The sequence below is a fragment of the Pseudaeromonas pectinilytica genome, from assembly GCF_054780855.1.
Genome location: NZ_BAAGVN010000347.1, coordinates 18,471 through 36,600 on the forward strand (window position 1 = coordinate 18,471; position 18,130 = coordinate 36,600).

At 57.5% G+C, this 18,130-nt stretch carries 17 protein-coding genes; 6 read left to right on the top strand and 11 right to left on the bottom strand.

Annotated features, from left to right (window positions below; translation table 11 throughout):
* The first annotated feature begins 9 nt into the window (after positions 1-9).
* The 3 genes from ACYVG7_RS17030 to folA are packed head-to-tail and all read left to right on the top strand — an operon-like array spanning position 10 to position 1,759.
* Entirely contained in the window at positions 10-801 is a 792-nt protein-coding gene (locus ACYVG7_RS17030) for a threonine/serine exporter family protein (protein WP_460884280.1), read from the top strand.
* Positions 798-1,265, top strand: coding sequence for a threonine/serine exporter family protein (locus tag ACYVG7_RS17035; RefSeq protein ID WP_460884281.1), 468 nt, complete (start codon positions 798-800; stop codon positions 1,263-1,265). Before ACYVG7_RS17030 ends, ACYVG7_RS17035 begins: the two co-directional genes overlap by 4 nt.
* A 5-nt stretch (positions 1,266-1,270) precedes the next feature.
* On the top strand, positions 1,271-1,759 hold the full coding sequence (folA, locus tag ACYVG7_RS17040) for a type 3 dihydrofolate reductase (protein ID WP_460884282.1): 489 nt from the start codon (positions 1,271-1,273) through the stop codon (positions 1,757-1,759).
* Positions 1,760-1,833: 74 nt separating this feature from the next.
* Here the strand turns inward: folA and ACYVG7_RS17045 are convergent, their stop codons facing one another.
* The 6 genes from ACYVG7_RS17045 to lptD are packed head-to-tail and all read right to left on the bottom strand — an operon-like array spanning position 1,834 to position 8,507.
* Positions 1,834-2,661 (bottom strand): symmetrical bis(5'-nucleosyl)-tetraphosphatase, encoded by an 828-nt coding sequence (locus ACYVG7_RS17045; protein ID WP_460884283.1) that lies wholly within the window; start codon positions 2,659-2,661, stop codon positions 1,834-1,836.
* Between the two features lie 9 nt (positions 2,662-2,670).
* Positions 2,671-3,042 (bottom strand): Co2+/Mg2+ efflux protein ApaG, encoded by a 372-nt coding sequence (gene apaG / locus ACYVG7_RS17050; protein ID WP_460884284.1) that lies wholly within the window; start codon positions 3,040-3,042, stop codon positions 2,671-2,673.
* A 2-nt stretch (positions 3,043-3,044) separates the two neighbouring features.
* Positions 3,045-3,857 (bottom strand): 16S rRNA (adenine(1518)-N(6)/adenine(1519)-N(6))-dimethyltransferase RsmA, encoded by an 813-nt coding sequence (gene rsmA / locus ACYVG7_RS17055; protein ID WP_460884285.1) that lies wholly within the window; start codon positions 3,855-3,857, stop codon positions 3,045-3,047.
* Positions 3,854-4,843: a 4-hydroxythreonine-4-phosphate dehydrogenase PdxA gene (gene pdxA / locus ACYVG7_RS17060; protein WP_460884286.1), complete on the bottom strand. Its 990-nt coding sequence runs from the start codon at positions 4,841-4,843 to the stop codon at positions 3,854-3,856. Before pdxA ends, rsmA begins: the two co-directional genes overlap by 4 nt.
* The gene (gene surA, locus ACYVG7_RS17065) at positions 4,840-6,138 is read right to left on the bottom strand and encodes a peptidylprolyl isomerase SurA (RefSeq protein WP_460884287.1); all 1,299 of its coding nucleotides are present in this window, start codon (positions 6,136-6,138) and stop codon (positions 4,840-4,842) included. The genes pdxA and surA overlap by 4 nt, the downstream gene beginning before the upstream one ends.
* Before the next feature lie 29 nt (positions 6,139-6,167).
* Entirely contained in the window at positions 6,168-8,507 is a 2,340-nt protein-coding gene (gene lptD, locus ACYVG7_RS17070; RefSeq protein ID WP_460884288.1) for an LPS assembly protein LptD, read from the bottom strand.
* A gap of 232 nt (positions 8,508-8,739) precedes the next feature.
* Here lptD and ACYVG7_RS17075 point away from each other — a divergent pair, with 232 nt between their 5' ends.
* Genes ACYVG7_RS17075 through djlA form a run of 3 tightly spaced genes read left to right on the top strand, consistent with a single transcriptional unit; the run spans position 8,740 to position 11,265 of the window.
* Positions 8,740-9,744 carry an aminoglycoside phosphotransferase family protein gene (locus tag ACYVG7_RS17075; RefSeq protein ID WP_460884289.1) on the top strand — a complete coding sequence of 335 codons (1,005 nt, stop codon included), beginning with the start codon at positions 8,740-8,742 and terminating at the stop codon, positions 9,742-9,744.
* Entirely contained in the window at positions 9,732-10,445 is a 714-nt protein-coding gene (gene murU, locus ACYVG7_RS17080; RefSeq protein ID WP_460884290.1) for an N-acetylmuramate alpha-1-phosphate uridylyltransferase MurU, read from the top strand. The genes ACYVG7_RS17075 and murU overlap by 13 nt, the downstream gene beginning before the upstream one ends.
* The gene (gene djlA / locus ACYVG7_RS17085) at positions 10,435-11,265 is read left to right on the top strand and encodes a co-chaperone DjlA (protein WP_460884291.1); all 831 of its coding nucleotides are present in this window, start codon (positions 10,435-10,437) and stop codon (positions 11,263-11,265) included. Before murU ends, djlA begins: the two co-directional genes overlap by 11 nt.
* A 237-nt stretch (positions 11,266-11,502) precedes the next feature.
* Here djlA and araC read toward each other — a convergent pair whose 3' ends face one another.
* The 5 genes from araC to ACYVG7_RS17110 form a co-directional block, all read right to left on the bottom strand.
* Positions 11,503-12,414, bottom strand: a complete 912-nt coding sequence (gene araC / locus ACYVG7_RS17090; RefSeq protein ID WP_460884292.1) for an arabinose operon transcriptional regulator AraC — start codon at positions 12,412-12,414, stop codon at positions 11,503-11,505.
* A gap of 166 nt (positions 12,415-12,580) precedes the next feature.
* Entirely contained in the window at positions 12,581-14,188 is a 1,608-nt protein-coding gene (locus ACYVG7_RS17095; RefSeq protein ID WP_460884293.1) for a methyl-accepting chemotaxis protein, read from the bottom strand.
* A gap of 73 nt (positions 14,189-14,261) precedes the next feature.
* Entirely contained in the window at positions 14,262-15,263 is a 1,002-nt protein-coding gene (gene araH / locus ACYVG7_RS17100) for an L-arabinose ABC transporter permease AraH (protein ID WP_460884294.1), read from the bottom strand.
* A 39-nt stretch (positions 15,264-15,302) separates the two neighbouring features.
* A complete protein-coding gene (araG, locus tag ACYVG7_RS17105) occupies positions 15,303-16,802 on the bottom strand; it encodes an L-arabinose ABC transporter ATP-binding protein AraG (protein WP_460884295.1) in 1,500 nt (499 codons plus the stop codon).
* Between the two features lie 57 nt (positions 16,803-16,859).
* On the bottom strand, positions 16,860-17,843 hold the full coding sequence (locus ACYVG7_RS17110) for an arabinose ABC transporter substrate-binding protein (RefSeq protein ID WP_460884296.1): 984 nt from the start codon (positions 17,841-17,843) through the stop codon (positions 16,860-16,862).
* Positions 17,844-18,130 lie beyond the last annotated feature (287 nt).

Sequence of the window (18,130 nt, forward strand, 5' to 3'; positions counted from 1 at the left end):
ATGAACGCGATGCAAGAGCAGAAACAGTTAACTCGTGATGAGCAGACCGCGCTCACCCGGGTATTAGTCAAAACCGCACAGATGCTGGCCTCTTGTGGGGCTGAGAGTCGCATCATCGAGCAAACGACCTGTCGCCTCGGTCTGACTCTGGGTGTCGAGAGCGTAGAGATGGCGATCACGCCTAGTGCCGTGATCCTGACCACCCTGAACCATGGCTCCTGTATTACCACCACGCGACGCATTCATGAGTTTGGTATCAACATGCAGGTGCTGTGCGAGATCCAGCGCATCTGCATTCTGGCCGAGAAAAAATTGCTGGAAAATACCGACGAGGTACGTGCCCGTCTGGAGGCCATCAAGCCGTATCGCTATAACCGTTGGGCCGTGGTCGCTATGATTGGCCTCTCCTGTGGCAGCTTCAGTCTGCTGTTTGGCGGTGATTGGCCGGTCTTTTTGATCACGGTTCTGGCTTCATCTGTCGGTATGTTTGTGCGTCAGGAAATTGCCCATCGCCACTTCAGCCCGCTGTTGAATTTTTCTGCCACCGCCTTTGTCGCGACCCTGATCGCCAGCCTGGCTACCCTGAATAACTGGGGAGCGCAGCCCGAGTTGGCGATGGCAGCCTGCGTCTTGTTATTGGTGCCAGGTTTTCCGTTGATCAATGCCATGCTGGATGTGGTGAAGGGCTATTACAACATGGGACTGGCGCGCTGGCTGACGGCGACCATGCTGACCCTGAGTGCTACCACCGGCATCGTATTGGCGATGAAGCTCACCGGAGTCTGGGGGTGGCAGCCATGAAAGAGCTGGTTAGTCTGGCATTGTGGGACGCGTTCTGGTCGGCCATACCGGCGGTTGGCTTCGCCATGTTGTTCTCGGTGCCGCCGCGCTTCTTGAAGTATTGCGCCGTAGTCGGGGCCCTGGCGCATAGCATGCGTGCTGTGCTGATGCATTACGGGTTGCCGATCGAGTGGGCCACGCTGGCGGCCAGCAGTTTTGTCAGCCTGGTGTTTGTCTATCTATCCCGCCGTTTGCTGGCGCCGCGCCCGGTCTTTACCGTAGCCTGTATTATCCCTATGATACCCGGCAAATTCGCGTTCAATACCATCATTGCCGTGCTGAGCATGAACAGCGAAGGCGTCAGTGGGCATCTCATCAATGCCGCCATTGAAAATGGATTGAAGACGCTGTTTATTCTGATGGCCCTGAGCTTCGGCTTGGCTATTCCCCCGTTGATTATTTACCGCAACCGTCCGATTGTGTGAGGATTATGTTGATTTCTTTGATTGCAGCTTTGGCTCATAACAACTTGATTGGCAAAGATAATCTTATGCCATGGCATCTACCTGCCGATCTGCGTCATTTCAAAGCTGTCACCCTGGGGAAACCTGTGGTGATGGGACGTCGCACCTTTGAGTCGATCGGGCGGCCATTGCCAGGACGGCGCAATGTTGTCGTTAGTCGCAATGCCCAGTGGCGTGCCGATGGTGTCGAAGTGGTGGCATCCTTGACCGCCGCGCTCTCCCTGCTAGCAGGGTGTGACGAGGTGATGATTATCGGTGGCGGACAGCTGTATGCCGAGGCGTTACCGCTGGCTGACCGCCTCTACCTGACTCAGATCGAGTTGACTGTCGAGGGGGATACGGTGTTCCCTGATTACAGCATTTATTCATGGTCGGAGTTAGAGCGGGTGTCACGGCAACCAGATGAACAGAATCCTTATTCCTATACATTTGTGACGCTCGAACGTCAGCGCTAATTCACAGCGACTACCACAGACTAGAACAAAACCGCCGTTGGGCGGTTTTATTTTTGGCTACTCTGTTGAGCGGATTAGTCACCTTTGGCATACATGGGGCAACCCAGGCTGAAGATGGCATCATCGTCCCAACGCCAGAGCGTGAGCTGATTACCCCACACACAACCCGTATCGAGGGCATGAATGCGGGGTACCGGGCATTGCCCCATCAGCGCGGCCCAATGGCCAAAGACCAACTCCGGTTCATCCTCACGCTGGGGGCGCAATTCAAACCAGGGTTTGAGGTTCGGGCTCTGCTGCTTCGGTGACACCTTGCTATGAAAGTCGAGACTACTATCCATGCCGCAGAAGCGCATCCGGGTGAAGGTATTGATGATATAGCGCCAGCGGGGAAGACCGGCCAAGCGTTCGTCCCAATGGACTGGGTCGTTGCCATACATGTGGCACAGCAGCCAATTCCCCTGATCGCTGCGCAGCAAGTCTTCTACCTCGCGGGCACAGCGCCGGGCAGTCGGCAAATCCCACTGCGGGGAAAGACCGGCGTGGCACATCATCACGGGGTGGGTCGGGTGTTCTGCCAGCAGCGGTTGCTGGCGCAACCAACGGAGTAACTTTGTCGCATCGGGCGCATTGAGCAGAGCCTCGAGTTGATCTTTTTTCTTCGGCTTGGCATAACCGGCAGCGGTCGCCAGTAGATGCAGATCATGATTGCCGAGAACCGTGGTAGCCCGTTCACCGAGTGAGGTGACATAACGCAGTACTTCCAGTGACTTGGGGCCGCGCGCGACCAGATCTCCGGTTAACCAGAGTTCATCCTCGTCCTGGCTGAAACCAGCCAAATCCAGCAGTTGCCGCAATTCGTCGTAGCAGCCCTGCACATCGCCAACAAAATAAAGTGCCATAGAGCCTGTTTAGTGGATCAGATGGGGAATGGCCAGGGTGAAGAGGGGGATATCGATATCGAACAGCTCCCCCGACTCGTCCTGAAAGGTATAGCTACCTTGCATGAAGCCCAGCGGTGTCTTGAGTTGGACACCGCTTTGATAGGCATAACACTCACCTGGATTGATGAAGGGTTGTTCGCCAACGACGCCTACACCCTGCACTTCGGTCCGCTGGCCATTGGCATCGGTGATGAACCAATGTCGCTCCAGCAGTTGCACCTGCCGATTTCCCTGATTTTCAATTTCAATGGTGTAACCAAAGCTGAAGTTCGCCTGATCGGGCACTGATTGTTCCGCAAGATAGCGGGGGTAAGATCGGATCAGGATACGGTCAACCATGGTTACCCCTGTGGGTGCTCGCTCAGCCAGTTTGCAATGATCACAAACTGTTCCAGCGTGAGGTTCTCTGGGCGCAGATTAGGATCTATGCCCAGCAGCGTCAACTGCTCTGGTGTAATGAAGTTGCGCATACTATTTCGGATGGTCTTCCGGCGTTGATTAAAAGCTTCCAGACACACCCGCTGCAGATCACTGACCTGGGTTGCCACTAGTGCCGGTTTGGCATGTGGAACCAGCCGAACCACGGCTGAATCCACCTTCGGCGCTGGCTTGAAGGAGCCTGGGCCGACCTGTAGCACCGGAATGATCTGGCAATAATATTGCGCCATCACACTCAAGCGACCATAGGCTTTACTGCCCGGGCCCGCTGCCAGACGATCGACCACTTCTTTTTGCAGCATGAAATGCATGTCGCTGATGAGGCCGGATTGCTCGAACAGATGGAACATCAGGGGCGTGGAGATGTTGTAGGGCAGATTGCCGAACACCCGCAGTGGCTGGCCGTCTTGCTTCAGCTGGTTGAAGTCGAACTTCATGGCATCCGCTTCGTGGATGGTCAGCTTGTCCTTGAGGACCGGATGATGACGTAGGCGTTCGGCCAAGTCGCGATCCAGCTCGACGACATGCATGTGGCTGATTTGTGAGGCAACCGGTTCGGTCAGGGCGCCGAGACCCGGGCCGATTTCCACCATCACCTGGCCTTCTTGCGGATGAATGGCGGCTACAATGGCATCGATCACATAGTGGTCGTGCAAAAAATTCTGGCCGAAGCGCTTACGGGCGGTATGGCCCAGATGTACCTTGTCGTTACTCATGCTTGCTTGGTTACCATATCGATGGCCTGGTGGAGGGCGGTCAGTAGACTACCCATGTCGGCCTTGCCTGTCCCTGCCAGATCCAGCGCCGTGCCATGATCGACCGAGGTGCGGATGAAGGGGAGGCCCAGGGTAATGTTGACGGCTCGTCCAAAGCCTTTGTATTTGAGGACCGGCAATCCTTGGTCGTGATACATGGCGAGCACCGCATCGGCATCGCGCAGGTATTTTTCCTGAAACAGGGTGTCGGCAGGCAGAGGGCCTACCAGATCCATGCCTTGGCTGCGTAGGCTGGTCAGGACGGGCTCAATCACATCAATCTCTTCCCGTCCCATATGGCCGCCTTCACCGGCATGGGGATTGAGGCCACAGACATAGATCCTGGGTCTGGCGATACCAAACTGCTGGCGCAGATCTTGGTGCAGGATCTGGAGGGTTCGCGTCAGGCTGCTGGGGGTAATGGCATCAGTCACCGCTTTCAACGGCAGGTGGGTGGTGGCCAGGGCCACACGCAAGCCCTCGGTCGCCAGCATCATCACTACCTGATCACAGCCTGCCTGTTCGGCAAAGAACTCGGTATGGCCGCTGAAGCTGACCCCGGATTCGTTGATGATCCCCTTATGCACCGGACCTGTCACCAGCGCCGCAAACTCGCCACTCAAGGCGCCAGCGGCGGCACGCGCCAGCGTCGCCAGCACATAGGGGCCATTGGCGGCCTGGAGTTGGCCGGGTTCGGCAGGAACTGCTAGCGGGATAGCGGCCACCGTCAGAGTCCCCTTACGCTGGGGGCTAGCCGGACACTCGGCCTGATAAGGCAGTAGCTCAACGGTCAGACCCAATAGCTTGGCTCGGGCGCTCAGCAGGGCTGGATCGGCCACAACCACCAATTCTACGGGCCAGTCCTGAGTCGCCAGACCGAGGATCAAATCCGGGCCTATGCCCCCAGGTTCGCCCGGGGTCATGACAATGCGGGCTACAGGACTCATGGCGCCGCACGCTCGGCAACTATGTTGATGTAGGCTTCATCCCGCAGCTCATCGAGCCAGCTCTGGGCTTCTTCGGTAAAACGGCGGTTGTAGATCATCTGATAGGCCCGGTTTTTCAGTGCCTCATCGGTAGCGGCCTCATTGCGGCGGTCTTCAACTTGCACCAGATGCCAGCCATGATTGGAGCGGAACGGTTGGCTATATTGGCCCGGAGTCAGAGTGGATACTTGGTCGCGAAACGCTGGATCGTAAATTTGCGGATTGGCCCAACCCAATTCACCACCCTGTACTGCAGAGCCTGGATCTTCGGAATACTTTTCGGCCAACTGTGCAAAGTTGGCTTTACCGGCCTTGATATCACGCAAGAAGCCTTCGAGCATTTGTTTGGCTTTTTCTTCACTCAAAATAATCGAAGGCTGGATCAGAATGTGGCGTGCCTTGACCTCAATCTGCTGCCCTTGCGCGGCACCGCGGCTGGCAAAAATTTTGACGATATGCAGACCGGCACCGGAGCGCAGGGGGCCCACCACATCACCATCGTGAGCGCCGCGCGCGGCCTCAGCCAGCAGGGTCGGCATTTCTTCGAGTGTCATCCACCCCCAGTCGCCCCCTTCGAGGGCTTTGGGGCCCGAACTTTCCGCCATGGCGATTTTCTTGAAATCAGCGCCGGCTTTGAGTTCAGTCAGGATTTGTTCGGCTTTTGCTGCCACCCGAGCCTGTTCATCGGCATCGGCGGCGGAGGAGAGCGCCAGCATGATATGGCCGACGTGGTATTGCTGCTCCTTGCTGCCTTGGGTCTGGATCAGTTTGACCACCTGAGCAACTTCCTGATCAGAGATGTTGATCCGTTGACGCATCTGATTGCGTCGGACTTCACTCATCAGCAATTCACGACGGACCTGATCTCGGAACTGGGCTTCGGTGAGTCCATCGGTAGCGGCTTGTTGCTTGAGCTGTTCCACTGTGATTTTTTGATCCGAGGCGATAGAGGAAATGGCTTGGTCGAGTTGACTGTCGCTGACGCGCAGTCCCTGGCGATCTGCCAGCTGTACCACCAGGCTCTCGCTGATCAGACGATCCAGTGCCTGCTTGCGCAGTTGGGTATATTCAGGCAATGGTTGGCTGCTGGCGGCTGCGTCGTGCTGTACCTTGGCGACCAGACTATCGAGCTGGCTGGCCAGTACCACATCCTGATTGACGACGGCCACGACGCGATCCAGCGTGGCCGCCTGGCTGGTCAGTCCGATACTGGCCAGCAGGGCGCAGGTTAACAATTTATGCATACTTTTCTTCATCAATCTCATTCCGGGTCTATGACCGACGATCAGTCATTCAGGTTAAATGGACGCGTATAGGGCAACAGTTGAGTATCCAGGGTGTAGTTGGTGCCTGAACCGACACTGCCCAGCCCCTTCATCTGGAATTGCAAACCAACGCGAGTCTCCGGGCTTGCGGTCAGGGTGACGTTATCGGGTTTATTTTCCTGTTCCAGAACCAGATCCAGGCTCCAGCAGCAGGAGTCGTAGCGTAGCCCGATGAGACGATCGATATTCAGGCTTTGCTGCAAATCGTAGTAATAGGCGGCAATGGCTTGCCACTTCTGGTTAATCGGAATGGCGGTCAGGCCACCGAGCTGACTCATATCGGTCTGCTCATAGGGGGCCGTGACGACGACATTGCCTTCGCGCACATAGCGGTAATTGAGCTGCGCCATGAATTGATCTTGTCGGTATTCAACCGCGCTACTCCCCAGTGACATCTGGCTTTCTTCGGTATTGTAAAGCATGCGCGCCTTGAGGAACCAGGGATCACTGGGATGAACATCCCCTTCGAACGTCAGCAAGGATCGGGAATTGGAGCTGTCCGCCTGATTCGGTAACAGGGTCACTCGGGGTTTGGTCAGTGAATACGCCTGGCCCACGGTGACGCGCACTCGCTCGACGCTCTGGTCATCAAATACCCGGCTGGTCAAGCCCATGCTGACGTTATTGGCGTCACTGATCCGATCCAGCCCGGCATAACGTCGGTCACTGAACAGGCTGTAGTAATCCGGCAGCATGTTGGTGGTATCGAACAGACCGATATTGTCCTGATTCTGATACGGCACATAGTGGTACTGGAATTCCGGCTCCAGAGTCTGGGTATACAGCTGTTGATTCCAGTCGCCGATCCGGTCAAACACCAGCCCGCCCTTGACGCGCGCCGAGGGCAGGGTGCGATTGACGGTGGAGGAGAGGTTGCCGAACCCTTGCTGCTGGTAGTAGCTGTCCAGGTCTGAGGGAACTTCTTGCTGATAGTGGGTATACATCAGCTTGAACTGGCTCTCGAGACTGTATCCGAGCGCCTTGGCCAAGGGGATGGTCAATTCCGGCTCCAGATGCAAACGGTCACCGGTATAGGCTTTGCGGCTCTCGGAGGCGTGTGTAAACCGTGTGAGTTCGCTGGACAATGAGGTCTCGTACCAGTTGCCGGTATGGTAGGCATTGTAGTTAATACGCGGCAACATCTGGTGCGGCTCTAAGGCATCGGGCAACAGGATCTGATAGTCACGAACTTCGCCGCTGAAGTTCCACTGCTCCTGATAGACACCGCCGGTGAGGGACTGCATCAACTGGTTATCGACACCGCTCGACACGGGCGGAGATAGGTCATTGAAATAGTTGTAGTCTTTTTCCCTGACCCGGGTGGCGTCGGCCTTGATGCGCAGGCTGTCATCGTTCAGTCTGGATTGGTGGTTCAAGTTGACCAACCAGCGGGAATCGATATTGGCATCCGACGCCTTGGCACGACGATCTTCGCCCATATATTCGGTGTAGAGTTTGCCCTTTTGTTCTTCCGTCGGCATGTAGCGGAATTCGTTCTGCAACATGGTGCCGCGGTTCTCGATATAGCGCGGCGTCAGCGTCATGTCGTAGTTCGGGGCTATATTCCAGTAATAGGGTGTCCGCAGCTCCATACCATCCGAGGAGCTGAAGCCGAAGGTTGGATAGAGCAATCCGGACTTGCGCTCATCTTTGACCGGGAAGGTCATGTAAGGAACATAAAAGACCGGCACATCGTACAGCCACAGCGAGGCATTCCAGGCTTCGCCGAAGACTTCGTTCTGATCGACTTTGACCGAGCTGGCCTTGAGCCACCACATCTCCTGGCCTGGCGGGCAAGTGGTGAATTGCGCGGTTTCCAGTTCCAGCTGGCGTTTTTGTTCGTTCAGGTTGATGTGTTCGGCCTTGCCGCGCGCTGGTGAGCTATGCAGCTGATATTCTGCCTTATCCAACCGGGTTTCTCGGGTATCCAGATTGGAATGCAGAGCATCATTGCTGCGCAGGGTAACCTGACCATCCTGATAGAAGACGTTACCCTCAGCGGTCACATCACGGGTGACCTGATTTAATTCGGTATATTTGGAGCTCAGGGTGCGGATACCCTGAAAAATCTGCACGTCGCCCCGGTAGATGGCCTTGCCATCCTGGGTGGCTTCGGCGCTGTCGGCGTTCACTTCGACCGGCAATTGATTGATATTGGCGGGCGCATCCTGTGCCAGGGGAACATCACTGTAACAACGCTGATCAAAAGTGCCGACGCCTTCGGCGGCTTGCGCAGAAGGTGTCGCCAGCAGGCTAGTCGCGAGCAGGGTACTGGTTAATCCTAGGGTGCGATGAGTCATTATCAGCTCTATGATTCCTGACGGTTGGCGAACCGGGCGAACGAAGAAGAGGCGCCGACCGCGGGTTGTGCTTTGCGGGCCATTATTTTATGTTAGCCGACAATGATAAAGCATTATTTCAATCAGGGCTAACGCCCTACGATGGGGCGATTGGCTTCTTTCTCCCCATAACTCATGGCAGCTTCAACGACCAGGTATCAGGGCTAAGCAATGGCCCTGTTTTTATATCGATATGAATCAAGACCGATTAAAGGCTCTGACCCTCTGGGCTCAGGGCTGTGCACAGGATCCTCGACTGCAGTTACAGCTCATTTCCGGGGATGCCAGTTTCCGCCGTTATTACCGTGCTCATGGCCAGATCTGGGTTGATGCCCCACCGCAAACCGAGAAAAACCGCGAGTTTGTGCGCAATGCCCAAGCGCTGCAGCGGGCGGGCATCCCGGCACCTATTGTTCATGCTGTTGATTTGGACCAGGGGTTTCTCTGCGTCTCGGATTTAGGGGACGAGATGTTGCTGGCGCGACTGGATCAGTCTTCGGTGCGGCAGTGGTATGGCAAAGCTATCGCCTTATTGCCCTCCATCGCGCGCATTGAGCTGGCTCTGGAGCCTTTCGATGCCGAATTTATGGCCCGTGAAAACAGCATATTCCCGGAGTGGTTACTGGGAAAACACCTGGGCCTAATCCTGGATGAGGCGGAGCAGAATTTGCTGCACGAAACCTTCGCCCTGCTGACCCGCAATAATCTGGCGCAGCCGCAGGTGGTGATGCATCGGGATTTTCATAGCCGTAACCTGATGGTGCTGGCGGACGAGTCCCTGGCGGTGATCGACTTCCAGGATATGGTATGCGGGCCTCTGACCTACGATTTAGTCTCCCTGCTCAAGGATTGTTATGTGCGCTGGCCATTGTCCTTGGTTAACGATCTGGTGGCGCTCGGCTATCAACACTATCAGGCCGCCGATTTGCTGGGGGACATGGATGAAGCCGTTTTCCGTTCGGCATTGGCATTGACCGGAATGCAGCGTCATCTCAAGGCCGCGGGCATCTTCTGTCGCTTGCACCATAGAGACGGTAAGTCCGGCTATCTGAAAGATATTCCGCGCACCCTGTTCTATGTCTGGGAAACCGCGTGTGCGGAGCCTGAGTTGCAGTCGTTTGCCGCCTGGCTCGAGCAGCGGGTTCTGCCACATTTTCCTTACCAGCCCCAGAGCGAGGTGTCGTCATGCGCGCAATGATCCTGGCTGCCGGTCGGGGAGAGCGCATGCGCCCGTTGACTGATGAGTTGCCTAAACCGCTGCTGTGTGTCGGTGGCAAGCCGCTCATCGTGCACCATATTGAGAAACTACGGGCGGCGGGTATCTGCGAGCTGGTGATCAACCACGCCTGGTTGGGTGACAAGCTGGAAGCGGCGCTGGGGGATGGTTCCCGGTTCGGCGTGCAGATCTTCTGGTCCGCCGAGGTCGAGGGTGGACTGGAGACGGCGGGGGGCATTCGTCAGGCTCTGCCGTTGTTGGGGGATGCCCCGTTCTTGGTGATCAACAGCGATATCTGGCTCGATTGCGATTACGACGGTTTCGTCCGGCAGGCGTTGGGTAACGATCTGGCCCATTTGTGGCTGGTGGATAACCCGCCACAGCATCCGCAGGGCGATTTTAGCCTGCGGCAGGGGCGCGTGTTGGCGCAACCGGCGCTGACTTTCAGCGGTGTGGCTCTCTATCAGCCCCAAGCCTTTGCCGAGGTACCGGCAGGCAAGCAGCCCCTGTTGCCCTGGTTCCGGCGCTGGATTGCGGCGGAGCAGGTGTCCGGCTCTCATCTGCGGGCCGAATGGCGCGATATCGGTACGCCAGAGCGCTTGTTGCTGCTGGATCAGCGGCTGCGCACTCGACAGCTGAGTGGCGGTTCTGCCTCCGAGCAAGGAGTGGCGGATGAATTATAAAGGCAAGTTGATTGGCTTCTTACTCGGCCTTTGGCTGGGAAACTGGATTGGCGCCCTGTTCGGGCTGTGGATTGGTCATGCCTATGACATCGGTAAACGACGCCAGCAGGGGTTCAGTTTTCGCCGGGTGCCGACGCGAGCCGAACAGGCGCTGTTCTTTCATACCACCTTTGCAGTGATGGGCCATATTGCCAAAGCGGCGGGTCGGGTCAGTGAACAACAGATCCGCATCGCCAGTCTGTTTATGGATCGCATGCAACTGCAGGGCGAGATCCGGCGCGAGGCTCAGGAGTCGTTTCGTCAGGGCAAGGATCCCGGCTATCCGCTGGATCAAGAGCTAGTCAGTTTCCGCCGTGCCTGTCGCGGGCAGATGGATTTATTGCGGGTGTTTCTGGAGATCCAGTTGCAGGCCGCCTTTGCCGATGGTCCTTTGCAAGGCGAACAGCGGCTGCGATTGCTGGAAGTGGCCGAGCTGCTCGGCTTTTCCCGTTGGGAGCTGGAGCAGTTTCTCGCCATGGCAGAAGCGGAAACCAGCTTTGGTCGTCATCAGCAGCGTGCCGGTGCCGGACAACAGGGCGCAGGATGGACGCCGCCCCCGGCTCGGGATCGCCTCAAGGATGCCTATACCCTGCTCGGGGTTCAGGATAGTGCCAGTGATAACGAGGTGAAAAAAGCCTATCGCAAGCAGATGAGTAAGCATCACCCGGACAAGTTGGCTTCCCAAGGATTGCCGCCGGAGATGATGAATATGGCCAAGGAGAAAACCCAGGAAATTCAACAAGCCTGGGAGTTGATCAAGCAGCAGCGGGGGATCCGCTAAGCCACGCGTAGCTCGCCGAGTTTGAGCGTGGGCACAGTGAACGCCCGTTCATCATCGCTATGCCCCCGTTCGTTGTGGTGAATGGAATCGGGTGGCGTCTGGATAAAAAGCAGACCGTTGGCGGCAGGGATGCCGCCGTCGAGCCCCCATGGAAGGGTTCATGGCGTGTCTGCGGTTGTTCAGACGCCACACTTATTCGGATCGTTTATCCATGCAACTCGTGGTTGGACAGCGTCATTACAAGGGACTGGCACTCTTGCGATAGTCACTGGGGCTCATGCCCACCCGCTTTTTGAACACCCGCGAGAAGTAGAGCTGATCGTCATAGCCGACCTGCTGACCGATGACCGCCACCGGCATGGGGGTGGTCTGCAACAGCAGCTTGGCGCGCATGATGCGCTGATCCTCGCGCCAGCGGACTATGCTGACGCCGACCTGTTCACGAAACAGATGGGCGAGGCGCGAGGGGGACAAGAAGACCTGTTCGGCCAGGGATTCGATGGTGATCTCGGCGGCCAGCGAGGTGTTGAGGATCTGGCAGGCCTCCAGCACCCGATAATCCATCGGCACCATATCGGCCTGGGAGGAGATCTCGTAGCAGCGGATCAGCAGCCGCTCGAGCAGGTTCATGGCCAGGGATTCCGACATGGGGCGAAAGGCCTTGTGGGTCTCCTCGATATCCAGAAACAGCAGGTCGAACTCCTGGATGAGCTCGGGCTCGGCCAGGGTTATGCGGCCGACCCGCTGCACCTCGTTAGGCCATTTCAACCAATCGGCCCAGTAGGCGCGGGGACGGAAGTAGACCCAGCGGTGATACCAGCATTCGCTCTCCTCGGCCCGACGGTAGTAGTGGACCGCTTCCGGCGGGAAGAGCAGCAGATCGCCGGGCTCCACGTCGAAGGCCTGCTCGCCGGAAAAAATCGTCCCCTTGCCCTTCACCGTCAGATTGACGATGAACCCCTTCATGCCATTTTGCCGATCGATGACAAAATCCAGCACGCCACCCTGATCGATGGGCGTGATTCCGGAGACCAGAAACGCATCGAATAGATAGTCCGGCAGCAAGGGGTTGAGCTGTTTGGGTTGGTCTTTTTTCATGGCGGAGACGGTCGAGAAAAACTTCTTCGTGAAAAAATCAGCTTGCTGCATTGTATTCAGCCACCCTTCATCTGCGGTATCTGGCGGAGATAATTCCGTCAACTAATCGAGTTTCATCACATTTGTTCTGGTAAAAGCCCCCATCCTCCAGCGGTTCTCCGCGTTGAGGGGCGAGCGGTTTCCCGCTCGCCCTTTCGTCCGCCTCTGTCCGCGTGGCTCAGAGCCGATAGGAGCGCAACACATCATCCATGCCGTGGGCGATGGCCGTTAGCTCATGGGCCAGCTTCTGACAGGAATCCGCCGAACGGCTGTTTTCATGGGCCTGCTGCGCCACGTTCTCCACCTGCTGGGCGATGACATCGGTAGCCTGCCCCTGCTCACGAATGGCGTGGGAGATATCCTGCACCATGGCTTCACTATCCCCCGCCACGTTGCAGATATCATTCATCTTCTGACGGGCATCCCCGGCGCTGGTGACGCCGGCGGCCACCTGGTGCACCGCCTCCTGCATGAGGTGAACCGCACTGGCGGAGAGGCTCTGCACCTGATTGATCATGGCGCCTATCTCCTCGGTCGCCCCGGCGGTGCGGGCGGCCAGATTGCGCACCTCGTCGGCGACCACCGCAAAGCCGCGCCCCAGCTCGCCGGCGCGGGCCGCTTCGATGGCGGCGTTGAGCGCCAGCAGGTTGGTCTGTGCCGCTACGCCGCTGATCACATTGATGACCGAGACTATGGTCTGATTTTGTCCCTCAAGATTGTGCAGCTCTTCGGCGGCCTTGTTGACCGCCTCGGCGATGGCGTGAATATCGGTGACCGCATGGGCGATGACGGCCTGCCCTTCGACGGCCTGTTGCCCGGCGGCGTGGGAGCGCTCGCTGGCCCCCTGGGCCTGGTCGGCGACGTGATTGATGCTGACGGTCATCTCCTCGACGGCGGCGGCCATCTGACTGGAGGATCCCTGCTGGATGCCCGCCGAGTCGGCCACCTGGCTGGCGGCGCCGAGCAACTGATCCGAGATGGTGGTGACCTGAGTGATCCCCTGCTGGAACTGGCCGAAGCTCTCTTGCAAACGGTCGATCAGGGCGTTGAAGGCCTGCAGCAGATGGGCGATCTCATCCTTGCTCGAGATCTCGGCGCGCAGGGTGAAGTCGCGAGATTGCTCGATGCGACTGATGGTGGCGACGGCGCTGCGGACCCCCCGGCGGATCTGCCAGAACAGCCAGCCGCCCAGGATCACCAGGCCGACCGCGACCGCGGCGATGCAGAGGATCAACTGACCCCAGGCGCGCTGATAGGCGGCGGTGGCGCGCTGATTGCTCTGCTGCACCTGCTGGTGGTTCTCGGCCGTGGCCTGATCCAGCAGCGTATTGATGCGGTTGCCCTGGGCGGTCAGCGCGACCATCTGCTCCTGGGCCTTGTTGTTCTGGTACTTGCGCGACAGCGACAGTATCTCATCGGCGGCGCTCAGGTAGCTGACCACCAACTTTTCGGTCTCATCAAAACGAGGATCGGCTGCCTTGGCCTGCAGGGTCTGGTAGCGTTTCAGACTCTGGGTCAGCTGCTGCTCGGCCTGGGCGATCTGCCCGTCGAGGACTTTTTTCTCATCGCCATCGAAGGAGAGGGCATGGCGGTTCACCATCAGTTGCAGGCCGAGAAAGCGGGTGTTGATGGTCTTCAACTGCTCGATGCCGGGAATGGTGCGATCGCTGAGCGAGCGGATCTCGGCGTTGAGCACCGACAACTGCCCGAGGGCGACGCCCCCCACCACCAGACAGCCCAAAACAGCGAGGCCGATGAGCAGGACTAACTTGGCTGATATCTTCATGCATGCCACCTCGAACGAAAGATCAATAGAGCCAGCGTTGCCGCTGGCTGGATTATGTCCGGTGGAGGAACCCCTAGACCCGGGCTTTGCGCACCTGCTTGTAGCGGTCGAACAGTACAGCCGCCAGCAGGATCAGACCCCGCACCACATACTGGGCGAACGGCGAGATGTTCAGCAGGTTCATGGCGTTCTCCATCAGCCCCAGGATCAAGACCCCGGCGATGACATAGGAGATCTTGCCGATACCCCCCTTCATGGAGACCCCGCCCAGCACGCAGGAGGAGATGACGATGAGCTCGAAGCCGATGGAGGTCATGGGCTGACCGGAGGTCATGCGCGAGGCGAGAATGATGCCGGCCAACGCTGAAATCAGACCGGTCATGGTGAAGATGATGATCTTGGTGCGCACCACGTTGACCCCGGCCAGACGTGAGGCTTCCTCGTTACCGCCCATCGATAGTGTGTTGCGACCGAAGGTGGTCTTGTTCAGCAGCAGGCCAAACAGCACGAAGCAGACGGCGGTGATCCAGACCGGGGTTGGAACACCCAGCATGGCGGAGTTGCCGATGTCGAAGAAGCTCTCCTCGACAATACCGACTGCCTTGCCATCGGAGATGATGTAGCCCATGCCGCGCGCCATCTGCATGGTGGCGAGCGTGGTGATCAGCGCATTGATCTTGAACTTAGCGACCACAATGCCGTTGATGAGACCAAACAGCATGCCGACCCCCAGACCCGCCAGCACGCCCATGGTGATGCTTTCGGTGGCATTGATGGCCACGGCGCAGGTCACCCCGGAGCAGGCGACGATGGAGCCCACCGACATATCAAACTCACCGGCGGCCAGACAGAACAGCATGCCGCAGGCGACCATGCCGGACATGGAGACCGCCAGACCCAGCCCCTTCATGTTGATGAGGCTGGCGAAGTTGGGGATCAGCAGGCTGGCGAACAGGAACAGGATGGCGAAAATCACCAGCATCCCGTACTGATCCCAGATGCGGGCCAATTGCAGCGCGGGCTGATTGGCCTCTTTCTTCACGGCGCTTGGTGCCGCTGCCATAGATGTTGCCATGGTAAAACTCCTTTATGGATTCAAGTCCGAAACCGGTTATTAACGGGCCGGCATCGCCAGATGCAGGGCTTTGACTTCGTCGGCGTCGCCGTGCAGCAGCTCGCCGGAGACTCGTCCTTCCCGCATCACCAGGATGCGATCCGAGACGCCCAACACCTCGGGCAACTCGCTGGAGACCACCACCACGGCGATCCCGGATTTGGCCAGGTCGTAAATCACGTTGTAGATTTCATTTTTGGCGCCGACATCGATGCCGCGGGTGGGCTCATCGAGCAGGATCACCTTCATCTCTTCGGACAACCAACGGCCCAGGATGGCCTTCTGCTGGTTGCCGCCGGACAGATGCATGATGGCCTGTTGTGGCGAGGGGGTTTTCACCCGCATGTCGCGGATCCGCAGCTTGGCGTTCTCGTCTTCCCACTGCTGGTTGATGAAGAAGCCGGCGCGGGCCTTGTGGCGACGGGCGCTGATGTTGATGTTCTCCTGCACCGAATGGATCGGGATGATGCCCAACGCCTTGCGGTCTTCGGTACAGAGCATGATGCCGCTGCGGATGGCATCGATGGGATTGCGGATGGGCACCGGTTTGCCAAACACCGCTATCTCGCCGGCCACCATCTTTTCGGCGCCGAAGATGAGCTTCATCATCTCGCTGCGCCCGGCGCCGACCAGGCCGAAGATCCCGAGGATCTCGCCGCGTTTGACGTGGAACGAGACCGGCACCTTGAGCCCGGGTCCCTGCAGGTTTTTGACTTCCAGCCCCATGGCGCGGTGAGGGCGCGGCTCATAACCATAGATATCGGTCAGCTCGCGACCCACCATGGTCTTCACCAACAGGTCGCGATCCACCTCGGCCATCGACTCGAAGGTGCGGACAAACTGACCATCCTTGAAGACGGTGATGGCGTCGCACAGCTCGAAGATTTCGTCCATCCGGTGCGAGACATAGAGGATCACCTTGCCCTCATCCCGCAGCTGACGAATGACGCGAAACAGTTGTTCAATTTCCCGTGAGGAGAGGCTGCTGGTGGGTTCATCGAAGGCAATCACCCGCGCGTCGCGTGTCAGCGCTTTGGCGATTTCCACCATCTGCCATTGTCCCAGAGAGAGGTACTTCAGGGGAGTCTCGGGCGAGACATCCATGCCGAGCCGCGCTAACTGGCGGGCCGCATCCTGATAGAGTTTTTCTTTATCGATAAAGCCATGCCGGGTCGGCAATTGCCCCAGATAGATGTTCTCGGCAATGGTCATCTCCGGGACCAGATGCAGCTCCTGATAGATGATGGCGATGCCGCTTTCCAGAGCATCCACCGTGTTCTGGAATGCTACCTCGTTGCCGCCAAGTTTGATCACGCCATCCGAGGGCGCCTGAAAACCACTGAGTATTTTCAGCAAGGTGGATTTGCCGGCACCATTCTCGCCCATCAGGGCGTGGACAGTGCCTTCCTGGCAAGAGAAGGAGACATTCTGTAACGCCTTCACGCCGGGAAATTCCTTGCTGATGCTACAAAATTCCAGATACGGGACTGACTGATTCATTTTTCTACCCCATGTCCGGCATGGGGTCACCCCCATGCCGGCACCTGTTGATTCCGACTAGAGACCTTTCTTCTGCAGCTCGACCTTGAAGTTGTCGCGGGTGATGAGCACCACGTCGGTCACCTCGGTGAATTTCTCGGGTTCTGTGCCATTCACCACCCAGTCGTTGAGCATCTGGATGCTCTTGTAGCCGTGGACATCCGGGCTCGGCAGCAGGGAGCCGAAGAAGCCAGTGGCCTTGGACTTGGAGAGTTCGTTCACCGCATCGACGCCGTTGATACCGATGCCGATGACGCTCTCGGCCTTGAAGCCCTGACCTTCAGTGGCGCGCACGCCACCCAGTACCGTGTTGTCGTTCATGCCGACAATCAGCCAGTTTTTAACATCCGGATGCTGCACCAGCATGGAGTTGGCGGCATCCAGGGCGCCGGGAATGTCGTTGGCCTTGGTGGGGACGCTGTAGATCTGGGCTTCCGGGAAGCCGGCGGCCTTCAGGGCGCTGATGGAACCTTCAACCCGGCGACGGGCGGTATCCAGTTCGTCGGCAGTGATAGCCAATACCCCACTCTCTTTGATATCCCATTTGCGGGCGGTCATCTCTTTATAGAGCTCCTGTCCCTGACGCTCGCCAATCTTGGTGGCGGCCATCATCACCAGCGGCACGTCGGTCATCGGCTTGCCTTTGGCGTTCACGAACTGGTCATCGACGGTGATGACTTTCAGATCCATGCTCTTGGCCTTGGCCATGATGGCTGGTCCGAGTTTCGGGTCCGGGGTACAGATGACGAAGCCTTTGGCACCGTTGGCGGCCAGACTATCGATGGCGTTCAGCGTTTTTTCACCATCGGGGACTGCGATCTTGATGACCTCGAAATTCAGGTCTTTACCGGCCTTATCGGCAAATGCCCACTCGGTCTGGAACCAGGGCTCTTCCGGCTGTTTCACCAGATATCCCAATTTCAGTTGTTCTGCGGCAAAAGCAGAATTAGCTATACCAAGCGCCAAAGCGGCAGTGATTAGATTTTTAACCATTTTATTCATGGCAATGTCCCCTGATCGTGAGTCATTAAATTTGAGTACCTGATGTGTCAATTGAGTGCGTTGGCGTCAACCTGAAAAACATCAAGCTAAAACAGTTGGTTATCGACTTCGCTGATTGAACGGGATTATTTGTAATCGTTTTCTTGGTGGGATTTAGCGACTTGGAACACGCCGGGAAATTGTAGCGATTTTGTCTATATTTTTCCTGATTACCACCATGATTCAGCTCTTCAGGACTACACTTAAAGGGTTCTGTTCTGGAGGGTTAAATCATGGCCAGAAACAAG

Coding starts and splice junctions, on each gene's coding strand:
- ACYVG7_RS17030 (WP_460884280.1), top strand. CDS start 10: ATGCAAGAGCAGAAACAGTTAACTCGTGATGAGCAGACCGCGCTCACC.
- ACYVG7_RS17035 (WP_460884281.1), top strand. CDS start 798: ATGAAAGAGCTGGTTAGTCTGGCATTGTGGGACGCGTTCTGGTCGGCC.
- folA (WP_460884282.1), top strand. CDS start 1,271: ATGTTGATTTCTTTGATTGCAGCTTTGGCTCATAACAACTTGATTGGC.
- ACYVG7_RS17045 (WP_460884283.1), bottom strand. CDS start 2,661: ATGGCACTTTATTTTGTTGGCGATGTGCAGGGCTGCTACGACGAATTG.
- apaG (WP_460884284.1), bottom strand. CDS start 3,042: ATGGTTGACCGTATCCTGATCCGATCTTACCCCCGCTATCTTGCGGAA.
- rsmA (WP_460884285.1), bottom strand. CDS start 3,857: ATGAGTAACGACAAGGTACATCTGGGCCATACCGCCCGTAAGCGCTTC.
- pdxA (WP_460884286.1), bottom strand. CDS start 4,843: ATGAGTCCTGTAGCCCGCATTGTCATGACCCCGGGCGAACCTGGGGGC.
- surA (WP_460884287.1), bottom strand. CDS start 6,138: ATGAAGAAAAGTATGCATAAATTGTTAACCTGCGCCCTGCTGGCCAGT.
- lptD (WP_460884288.1), bottom strand. CDS start 8,507: ATGACTCATCGCACCCTAGGATTAACCAGTACCCTGCTCGCGACTAGC.
- ACYVG7_RS17075 (WP_460884289.1), top strand. CDS start 8,740: ATGAATCAAGACCGATTAAAGGCTCTGACCCTCTGGGCTCAGGGCTGT.
- murU (WP_460884290.1), top strand. CDS start 9,732: ATGCGCGCAATGATCCTGGCTGCCGGTCGGGGAGAGCGCATGCGCCCG.
- djlA (WP_460884291.1), top strand. CDS start 10,435: ATGAATTATAAAGGCAAGTTGATTGGCTTCTTACTCGGCCTTTGGCTG.
- araC (WP_460884292.1), bottom strand. CDS start 12,414: ATGCAGCAAGCTGATTTTTTCACGAAGAAGTTTTTCTCGACCGTCTCC.
- ACYVG7_RS17095 (WP_460884293.1), bottom strand. CDS start 14,188: ATGAAGATATCAGCCAAGTTAGTCCTGCTCATCGGCCTCGCTGTTTTG.
- araH (WP_460884294.1), bottom strand. CDS start 15,263: ATGGCAACATCTATGGCAGCGGCACCAAGCGCCGTGAAGAAAGAGGCC.
- araG (WP_460884295.1), bottom strand. CDS start 16,802: ATGAATCAGTCAGTCCCGTATCTGGAATTTTGTAGCATCAGCAAGGAA.
- ACYVG7_RS17110 (WP_460884296.1), bottom strand. CDS start 17,843: ATGAATAAAATGGTTAAAAATCTAATCACTGCCGCTTTGGCGCTTGGT.